The following is a 9562-nucleotide window of genomic DNA, read 5'->3' as shown; positions in this document are numbered from 1 at the left end:
GCACCCAAGTAGCATCACAAGGGTAGAGGAGCAGCGAGAGCTATCGGGATAAGCCTGGCGTTCAGGGTTTGCGGCTAACAACGGATAAATCTCTATTTTTAAGACTTATTCTCACATTTGCATTTTTTCTCACTGGATTTCTGCAACGTAAAGCTCTATGGAATTCCGATATTTGCCAAAATTCATTTCATGCCCGCAAAGCCTTTCATACCCAAAGGTACTCGAGATTTTGGACCCGTTGAGATTCAACGCCGTCATTTCATCATGGAGCATATTCGCTCTGTTTTTGAATCGTATGGTTTTCAGCCCATCGAAACTCCTAGTTTCGAAAATCTCACTACCCTATTGGGTAAGTACGGCGATGAGGGCGACCGGCTCATCTTCAAGATCCTGAACAACGGTGATTACCTCAGCAGGTTCAGGGATTCCGATGAATCGGTGACCGACACCGACTTACATAAAGTTACTGAAGAAATTTCGAAAAGAGGCCTTCGGTACGACCTTACCGTTCCCTTTGCGCGGTACGTGGTCATGCACCAAAGTGAATTCTCCTTGCCCTTTAAGCGCTATCAGATTCAGCCCGTTTGGCGAGCCGACCGACCTCAAAAGGGTCGTTACCAGGAATTTTATCAGTGTGACGCCGATGTAGTGGGTTCCAAGAGCCTGCTTCAGGAGCTCGATTTCATTCATATTTACGACGAGGTCTTTGACCGCTTTGGGCTCGAGGTCGAGATTCGCATTAATCACCGCGGGTTGCTCACGGCCCTTTCCGAGCTGATCGAATCGCCCGATAAGGTGGTCGACTTAACCGTAGCGCTCGACAAACTCGACAAGATCGGTCGCGATGGGGTCGAAAACGAATGGCGCGAACGCGGCATTTCTGAGGAGGCCATCCAACGACTCGCACCCTTGTTCGATATGCCCCGAGAGTTCGCCGCCCAGTTCGACATACTCGAAACCATGCTCGGAACATACTCGTCGGGCCGCGAGGCCCTGAAAGAAATGCGTTTCTTGTTCGACACTGCGGTCAACCTCGGTTTGCGGCGCGCCACCTTGCGGTGGGATGTGACGTTGGCTCGGGGACTCAACTATTATACGGGGCCGATCTTCGAAGTGGTTTCAAAAGAAGTGGAGCTCGGCTCCATAGGCGGTGGCGGGCGATACGATGACCTCACCAGCGTTTTTGGCGGTAAGGAGATGCCCGGGGTTGGGATCAGTTTCGGACTTGATCGAATATACCTCGTTCTGGAAGAGCTCGATCGTTTTCCGGATACCGTGGCGCACAACACGGACCTACTTTTCGTGAACTTTGGTGACGACGAAGTTGTTCAGTGTCTTCGGTGGGCTCAGGAAATGCGCGCACAGGGCATACGCTGTGAAGTGTATCCGGAGTCGGCCAAAATGAAAAAGCAAATGAGCTACGCCGACCGTAAAGGAATTCCCTTTGTGGCGGTCTTGGGTAGCCGCGAGATCGAACGTGGACGCATGGCCCTTAAGGACATGCGTACCGGGGAGCAATCAGAAGCTACTCCTGCCGAAGCGATCGCGCGCATTCAGGAAAAAATGATTTGAAACGACTTATCGGCATTTGGATCGCACTCATCGGCATGAGTATTCCGGCAGTGGCTCAAGTCACCGTCGAGGGTCGGGCCATCGATAAGCAAACCCGCCGAGGGGTTCCATTTGCACTCATTCAGTTCGGCCACGATCACGAGCGAACCACGACCGATAGTGCCGGATATTTTAGCCTGACCGTTGAGGAGGGTCATGCAGTTGGACACCTACACGTGCAGGCTATGGGCTATGTACATTACCACAGCGATGTTGAGCCGGGTTCCGATGCGCTGGTGGTCGAAATGATTCCTCAGAACTACTTCATCGACGAAGTTACCGTCTCCATCGAGCGAAAGAGTCCGACCACGAGCAGCAGCTCTACCGTGCTCCTCGCCGATCGCGACGATTTGCGCGAGCAATGGACGAATTCGCTTTCGACCACCCTACTCGACTTACCCGGTGTACAGTCCATGAACACGGGGGTGGGAATCGGCAAACCGGTCATTCGCGGTCTCCTGGGCTCACGCGTTCAGGTGAACGTAAACGGCATCAAGCAAGAGGGGCAACAATGGGGTATGGACCACGGGCTCGAGGTGGATCCTTTTAGCGTAGAACAAGTTGAAGTGGTAAAGGGCGCTCAGGCCCTGGCCTATGGTTCGGATGCCACGGGCGGAGTAGTGAATTTACGCCCGGCCACCCTTGCGGATCAAAAATGGAGCGGTGAGGCCACGACCCTTTATCAGAGCGTGAATCAAAGCGTCGGAGCCACGGCACAATCGACGTGGCGCAGCGAAAACGCGTGGGCAAAAGGACGCCTTTCGGGGCAGCAATTCGGCGATTATCGGGTTCCGACCGAATCTTTCGTTTACAACTCCTACCTCCTCGAGATCGAGAACGAACAACTCAAGAATACGGCCGGAGCGCAATGGAGCGCCCAGCTCGACGGAGGTTACTCAAGCGGAGACCACGACTTTTCGGCGCGGGTCAGCTGGTTCGATCAGGCCGTTGGCATATTCCCGGGAGCGATCGGGATACCTCGATCTTATAAACTCCAAGACGACGGCGAACGACGCAATATCGACCTCCCCTATCAAGATATTTCGCACGGTCGCGTGAGTTTCCACCATCACTACCACGGCGAGTCGTGGCAGTGGATCACGGACCTCGGACTCCAGCAAAATCGGCGCCAAGAGCTCAGTTTCCCGCACCTCCATGGAATTTCCCCCGACACCTCGAACACTCTGGCATTGGGGCTCGACCTTACCACTGCCACACTGAATGCCCGAGCATTTCAATATCGAGGGAATCACAAACGTCAATGGGGCGTTCAGGCCGAAGCACAACAAAACCAACGGCAAGGCTTTGAATTCCTGATCCCGGATTACCAGCGCGCACTCGCAGGTGCCTACTTCATAGATGAGTGGAGCACGGCGCGGCACGAGTTCAATGCCGGGGTACGCATCGACGTTGGGCACTACGATATCGAAGGCCACTACCAGCCCATTTACGACTACCTTGGCGACGACATCGCGGTGGTCGACTCGAACCTCAGGGCCATCGACACCACCCGTACCTTTCCGAATGTGAGCGCAGCCTTCGGCTGGATGTGTCACTGGAACGACCGCCTCACCACAAAGGTCAATATCGCGCGCTCGTACCGCTTGCCCAACATCGCTGAACTGTCGGTCAATGGAGTACACCACGGTACGTTTCGGTACGAGGTCGGAAACCCCGAAAACGACGCAGAGATCGGTTATCAGTTCAATACCGAGGTCACTTGGACCGATAGGCGCTGGAGTTTGCAATTGAGTCCGTACATCAACTACTTCACGAATTTCCTTTTCCTGAGGCCCACCGCCGAATTCTCGACATTGCCCGAGGCCGGACAACTGTTCCGGTACGAGCAAGCCGAAGCCATTCACACCGGTGCGGAACTCGCAGCCACCTGGCTGTTGAGTGCCACACAAAGTGTAGACCTGGGGGTCGAATACGTCTTTGGCTTTAATATCGACGAAAAGCTGCCCCTACCCTTTATGCCTCCTTTTAGCACTTTGGTACGCTGGAAAAGTGAGTGGCACATCCACTTCTTGGGTTCCGAGGACTGGAGCACGCAGGTGCGCTATCGCTACACCGCCGCGCAGAATCAAGTCGACCGCAATGAACGAACGACACCGGGGTACGGACTCCTGCATCTTGCCGTAGGCAATGAATGGAAAAAAGATAGTACTACTTGGGGAATGCGCCTCGAGCTTCGCAATGCTCTGAATTCCAAGTATTTAAATCATCTTAGCCGCTATCGCTACCTCAATATTCCGGAGCCCGGAGCCAATTTCGTGGTGCAGGGATACGTGAAGTTTTGATTAAATTTCTATATTTGCAACGATGTTGCATTTAAATAGATGAAATGAAGAAATCTACTCTCTTACTCTCCGCCTTTTTCGTTGTGGCGCTAGTATCGTGCAAAGACAACGACACCACCGCGCCGATCATTGCAGACGCGCATGCTACAGCGGAAGTAGCGGCCGGAGGCGAATTGGTCATTGAAGCTCATTTTACCGACGACGTTGAGCTAGGACAAGCCAAGATCGATATCCACGATCTTTTTGATGGGCACGACCATGGAAAAGTAGCTGCCAGGTGGAGCGAAACACGAGTGGTGAGCCTTGATGGTAAGGATACGGAGATCGAGGAAGTGTTTATCGTTGATACGAATGCCACGGCCGGACCTTACCACGCGCTGGTACAGTGTACCGATGCCGAGGGGAACAACGCGGATTTCATGGAAGTTGATTTTTGGGTGACCCGTGCTGATGCTCCTCAGTTCAGTGTTACTTCTCCCGTAGGCGGTACAGACTTTGAAGTTGGCGATGTCATTTCGTTCATCGGAACAGCTATGGACGACACCGGTTTGGAAAAGTTGATCGTTCGTATTTACGAAGGTGGCCCGGAAGGCGAACACGACCACGCAGCGGGTCACGACGATCCGATCTATGAAGAAGAGGTGGAGCTTTCGGGAAATACGATGTTCGACCTGTCGATGCTTTCACCGATCACCATCGACGCAGCTTGGCTTGAAGGCGAATCGCAAATGGACTTCACGATCGAGGTCTCAGGCATCGATATCGACGAAAACATCGCCCACACCGAAATGCATTTTCAAGTTCACTGATTTGTTGCCCGTTCTTGGCAGGACGAACATAAACCATGAGTGGTAATCTTTAACCCGTGTGCTTTATAGTGCGCGGGTATTTTTATTTCCGGGATCACCACCTCATCGAGGCAATATACCTTTCCGCAATTATCACACTCTAAGTGAAGGTGATGGTCGTGATGGTGATCGGAATCGCAGGCATCGACACAGAGGGCGTAGTTACCTACCCCGCTTTCATTCACGATGCGGTGGACTAGTCCGCTTTCTTCGAAGGAGGTCAAGGTGCGGTAAATGGTCACCCTGTCGAACTCACTGAGCCGGCCTTCCAGTTCCGATTGAGCTAAGGCAGCTTCGCTTTTTCGCAAGATCTCGAGGGTCCGCTTTCGAATGGCCGTGATTCTCAGTTTGTGGTTTTTCAGTATTTGTTCGATCTCACCCATATTGCGAAAGTAAGAAATCGATCACCAGAGATAAACTCGCATTTGGATTCCGATTACTAAATTTGTCCATAACCCCATGAGTAAATATGGGTCTCTGAGCTTAAATAATCTTGAGTATCAAACCTTCCATACGAATACCACTGGTTGTTGCTATTGCCGCAGAAACGATGCTTAGCAGTTGTAATGGGCGCGACGATGATACCACGGTGCCCATCATCGAATCACTCTCAATGAACAAGACTCAAGTCTCGGCTGGCGAGAGTTTTGAAGTGGAGACGACCGTTGCAGATGACCGCAAGTTGAATCAGGTGAAGTTCGACATTCACGATCGTTTCGACGAGCACGATCACGAGCGTCCCGCTGGAATTCCCTGGAAAGAAACTCGAATTGTGCCCGTTGACGGTCCCGGATATTTGCTCATTGAGTCGTTCACCGTGCCACAGAATGCTACGGCCGGACCTTACCACGTGGTGGTACAAGTGGTCGATCGCGCGGGAAACACAGGTCAATTCCGAGAGACGAATTTTTGGATTGCGAATCCGGTTATGGCCCATATAGAGCTGCAATCTCCCGACCTTCAATCTTCGCCACAATACGATCCGGGCGATGTGCTCGCACTATACGGAACCGTTACGGATAACAGCGAAATTCACGAAATTCGGGTAGAGCTGTTCGATGAGGAAGGGACGGTATATATGAACTTTGATGAAGAGCTCGCCGGACAAGGCATAACGAGCTACAACCTCAATACAGCTCCGGTGATCACCTTTGACGAAGCGACCTTTGGCCCCTCCACTAAAACTTTAACCTTGTCGATCACGGCCCTTGACGATGACGAGAACATAAGTCAAGTAAAGGGTAACATTCAATACAAGTAAGCGACCGTGGATTTCATCGCACTTTCAGTTCCGATATTCTTTGCGCTCATTTTCTTTGAGCTTTTTATTTCGTGGCGCAGGCAACGATATTTGTATCGGTTCAACGATGCCGTGACCAACCTCTCATGTGGCATTGGATCTCAGATACTTGGTGCTTATTTCAAGGTGCTCATCTTTATCGCCTACACGTATCTGTTCACCTATTTTCGCATAGCCACCATTCCGGAAACTCCCCTCAACTGGTTTCTACTTTTTCTCGGGGTAGATTTCTTCTAATACTGGTTTCATCGACTGAGTCACGAGATCAACTTTATTTGGGCCACGCACATCGTACATCATCAAAGCGAGGAGTACAATTTAAGTGTAGCCCTACGCCAAAGTTGGTTCCAAGGACTTTTCAGCCGGTTCTTTTACATTTCTTTGGCGATTGCCGGTTTTAGCCCGATCATGATCGTAACGGTCGGAGCCTTCAATACGTTGTACCAGTTTTGGATTCATACGCGAACGATCGACAAAATGGGTCCACTCGAGTGGATCCTCAATACGCCTAGCCACCACCGCGTTCACCACGGCAGCAACCCAAAGTACATCGATAAGAATGACGCCGGCACCCTCATTATTTGGGACCGTATGTTCGGTACTTTCAAGGCCGAGGAAGAAGAACCCACCTATGGCATTACCAAGCCTCTCGCCAGTTGGAACCCCGTTTGGGCGAACTTCCATTACTGGGATGAACTCATTGCCCTAGCGAAAGAATTGCGCGGCTTCACCGACAAGATCAAAGTATTCATAAAGCCACCGGGATGGCGTCCCGAATACTTGGGTGGATTCCACCCCCCGCCCGAGATCGACGAAAAGACGTACCGAAAATTCGATATTCCGACCGTAAAGGGTTTAGGCCCTTACCTCTTGTTGCAGTTCATTGTGGTCATTGCACTCACTAGCTAATTCATGTTCACCAGCGCGGCCATGTTCGATACGGATAGCGGGCAGCTCTTTGCACAATATACCGTCCTGGCGGCGTACGTAATCTACGCGATCTACTCCATCGGGCTGGCCTTCGAAGGTCGCCGAACGTTCATGACCCACGAAGTCGTACGACAAATCTCACTGCCGATCATGGTCCTTTGGCTCTTCGGCATGGTTCGATTTGGGCGATCGGAATCACCCTGGCGCTTATTTCGGTCTTTTGGCTAAATTCGCTTAGACCGAAACTCCGTGCCGAATCCCATGAATCGTAACCTAACCCACCGGGTCCTCTATTTCATCGCCCTTACCCTCGTAATCGTCGGTGTCGAAGCGGATCTCCCTTGGCTGAATTACATTTTCAAGCCGCTGCTCATCCCCATCCTTTGGAACTACCTTCGTGAACATGCTGATGAAAATACCCGGGTTTTCCGAGCCTTACAAGCCGCATTGTTCTTCAGCTGGCTGGGCGATGTCACCTTGATGTTGGGGAACGATTTCTTTCTCATGGGCCTCGGCTGCTTTTTCCTTGCCCGGCTAAGCTATACCGTGATCTTTTCACGACAAGGGAGCCCAACCCTCAAAATGTACCAACGCGCCCTCATCGCCTTGCCTTTTCTCGGTTATTTGGGATTCCTCCTCCGCCTTATTCTGCCTGTTTTGGCCTCGCGGCCAGATGCGGGTGCCCTCCGAGCGCCCATCATTTTCTATGGCATCATGATCACGGCCATGGGAGTAACGGCGATCTGGCGAACGGTGAAGCCGCGTATAGCGTACACCTGGATCGCCATTGGAGCTGTTTTCTTCATCGCCTCAGACAGCCTTCTCGCCTACGATAGATTCGTTTCGGAGTTGCCTGCGGCCGGATTAGGAGTGATACTTACTTATGGTGTGGCTCAATTCGGAATCGTGCACGGGAGTAAGTTCTACCTGAAGCATTAACTTTGCCGGGCAGAATCGAAACCTATGTTTGAAATCACTACACAAGCACTCGACCTCACTACACTCTACGAGGTATGGAGCGAGCACCAACCCATTGTCCTCTCACAGGAGTCAAAGGATAAAATTACTCAGTGCCGGGAATACCTCGACCGCAAGATCGAAGTGACCGACTCCCCTATCTACGGCATCAATACCGGGTTTGGAAGCCTTTGTAAAGTTTCGATTTCGCGTGATAAAATTGAGCAGCTACAGGCTAATCTGGTCATGTCACACGCTTGTGGCACCGGAGACCTCGTTGATCCGGAGATCGTACGTTTGATGCTCTTGCTCAAGATTCACGCGTTGAGTTCGGGCCACAGCGGTGTTCAATTGTCTACCGTAAAACGATTGGTCGACATGTACAACGAAGAGGTGATTCCCGTCGTTTACGAACTAGGTTCACTTGGGGCCAGCGGTGACCTTGCTCCCCTGGCTCACCTTTCACTTCCGTTGCTCGGCGAAGGAGAAGTCTACTTCAACGGGGATCGCGTTTCAAGTGAACGCGCTTTGAACGAACTCGGATGGTCGCCCATTGCACTGCGATCAAAAGAGGGATTGGCCCTCTTGAACGGTACTCAATTCATGAGTGCCCATGGCATTTACGCTCTTTTTGCCGCTCATCGACTCAGTTATTGGGCCGACTTGTGTGGGGCCCTGAGTATTGACGCCTTTGACGGACGCATAGAGCCTTTTAACGAACTCATCCACTTGGTTCGCCCTCATCGCGGCCAAATCCAAACCGCGGAGCGCATTCGTGAAATGCTCGATGAAAGTGAACTCATTTCTCGTGACAAAGCGCACGTTCAAGACCCTTATTCGTTTCGATGTATTCCACAAGTACACGGTGCATCACGCGATACTTTGAGCTACGCCACGCGCACGATAATGACCGAAATCAACTCGGTGACCGATAATCCGACCATATTTATCGAGGAAGATGAAATCATATCGGCCGGTAACTTCCACGGTCAGCCCATTGCCTTGGTGCTCGATTTCCTGGCCATTGCCATGGCAGAGCTTGGTAGCATCTCCGAACGCCGGACTTATCAGCTCGTTAGTGGCCTGCGTGGATTACCCGAATTCCTGGTAGCCCATCCCGGGCTCAACAGCGGCTTTATGATTCCTCAGTACACTGCCGCCAGCATTGTTAGCCAAAACAAACAACTATGCACTCCGGCTTCTATTGACTCCATCGTTTCGAGCAACGGACAAGAAGATCATGTGAGCATGGGAGCCAATGGCGCAACGAAGTTGATCAAAGTGATCGAGAATTTGGAACGCATTTTGGCCATCGAATGGCTGAATGCCGCTCAGGCACTCGAATTTCGTCGTCCGGCCAAGACCAGCCCGCTGCTCGAATCCCTAGTAGCTGAGTATCGCGCAACCGTTCCCTTCGTTGAGGACGATCGTTTTTTAGGTGCCGATATTCAAAAGACCCTGGAGTTCATGGGATCGACCGCTATTGATGTGGTGGTGTTGTTCTGATTGGTTGGATGGTTGATACCAAAATTTCGAACGAGTCTGTTCAGAAAAGTGTGTCACTTAACTTAGTGATATGAAAAAGCAAGAAATATCGAAAGCCGGCTTACAAG

Annotated in this window: 10 protein-coding genes; 9 read left to right on the top strand and 1 reads right to left on the bottom strand. The window is 51.6% G+C overall.

The window, feature by feature from the left end; all coding sequences use genetic code 11:
• Nucleotides 1-189: 189 nt before the first annotated feature.
• Genes J4F31_11105 through J4F31_11095 form a run of 3 tightly spaced genes read left to right on the top strand, consistent with a single transcriptional unit; the run spans nt 190 to nt 4723 of the window.
• Nucleotides 190-1572, top strand: coding sequence for a histidine--tRNA ligase (locus tag J4F31_11105; protein ID MCE2497105.1), 1383 nt, complete (start codon nt 190-192; stop codon nt 1570-1572).
• Complete coding sequence (locus J4F31_11100; protein MCE2497104.1) at nt 1569-3914, top strand: TonB-dependent receptor; 2346 nt, start codon at nt 1569-1571, stop codon at nt 3912-3914. The genes J4F31_11105 and J4F31_11100 overlap by 4 nt, the downstream gene beginning before the upstream one ends.
• Before the next feature lie 44 nt (nt 3915-3958).
• Nucleotides 3959-4723 (top strand): DUF4625 domain-containing protein, encoded by a 765-nt coding sequence (locus J4F31_11095; protein MCE2497103.1) that lies wholly within the window; start codon nt 3959-3961, stop codon nt 4721-4723.
• Here the strand turns inward: J4F31_11095 and J4F31_11090 are convergent.
• Nucleotides 4717-5145 (bottom strand): transcriptional repressor, encoded by a 429-nt coding sequence (locus tag J4F31_11090; GenBank protein ID MCE2497102.1) that lies wholly within the window; start codon nt 5143-5145, stop codon nt 4717-4719. The genes J4F31_11095 and J4F31_11090 overlap by 7 nt on opposite strands.
• Nucleotides 5146-5255: 110 nt before the next feature.
• Here J4F31_11090 and J4F31_11085 point away from each other — a divergent pair, with 110 nt between their 5' ends.
• The 6 genes from J4F31_11085 to hutH are packed head-to-tail and all read left to right on the top strand — an operon-like array spanning nt 5256 to nt 9455.
• Entirely contained in the window at nt 5256-6023 is a 768-nt protein-coding gene (locus J4F31_11085; GenBank protein ID MCE2497101.1) for a DUF4625 domain-containing protein, read from the top strand.
• A gap of 6 nt (nt 6024-6029) precedes the next feature.
• Nucleotides 6030-6299 carry a hypothetical protein gene (locus J4F31_11080; protein MCE2497100.1) on the top strand — a complete coding sequence of 90 codons (270 nt, stop codon included), beginning with the start codon at nt 6030-6032 and terminating at the stop codon, nt 6297-6299.
• Between the two features lie 15 nt (nt 6300-6314).
• Nucleotides 6315-6971: a sterol desaturase family protein gene (locus J4F31_11075; GenBank protein MCE2497099.1), complete on the top strand. Its 657-nt coding sequence runs from the start codon at nt 6315-6317 to the stop codon at nt 6969-6971.
• A 3-nt stretch (nt 6972-6974) separates the two neighbouring features.
• Complete coding sequence (locus J4F31_11070; protein MCE2497098.1) at nt 6975-7220, top strand: hypothetical protein; 246 nt, start codon at nt 6975-6977, stop codon at nt 7218-7220.
• A 33-nt stretch (nt 7221-7253) separates the two neighbouring features.
• Nucleotides 7254-7931, top strand: a complete 678-nt coding sequence (locus J4F31_11065) for a lysoplasmalogenase (protein MCE2497097.1) — start codon at nt 7254-7256, stop codon at nt 7929-7931.
• 24 nt (nt 7932-7955) lie between these two features.
• A complete protein-coding gene (hutH, locus tag J4F31_11060) occupies nt 7956-9455 on the top strand; it encodes a histidine ammonia-lyase (GenBank protein ID MCE2497096.1) in 1500 nt (499 codons plus the stop codon).
• The last annotated feature ends 107 nt before the right edge of the window (nt 9456-9562 follow it).

This window comes from Flavobacteriales bacterium, from assembly GCA_021296215.1.
Taxonomy (GTDB): domain Bacteria; phylum Bacteroidota; class Bacteroidia; order Flavobacteriales; family ECT2AJA-044; genus ECT2AJA-044.
This window is presented reverse-complemented; position numbering and strand designations above follow the sequence as displayed.

Coding starts and splice junctions, on each gene's coding strand:
- J4F31_11105 (MCE2497105.1), top strand. CDS start 190: ATGCCCGCAAAGCCTTTCATACCCAAAGGTACTCGAGATTTTGGACCC.
- J4F31_11095 (MCE2497103.1), top strand. CDS start 3,959: ATGAAGAAATCTACTCTCTTACTCTCCGCCTTTTTCGTTGTGGCGCTA.
- J4F31_11090 (MCE2497102.1), bottom strand. CDS start 5,145: ATGGGTGAGATCGAACAAATACTGAAAAACCACAAACTGAGAATCACG.
- J4F31_11070 (MCE2497098.1), top strand. CDS start 6,975: ATGTTCACCAGCGCGGCCATGTTCGATACGGATAGCGGGCAGCTCTTT.
- J4F31_11065 (MCE2497097.1), top strand. CDS start 7,254: ATGAATCGTAACCTAACCCACCGGGTCCTCTATTTCATCGCCCTTACC.
- hutH (MCE2497096.1), top strand. CDS start 7,956: ATGTTTGAAATCACTACACAAGCACTCGACCTCACTACACTCTACGAG.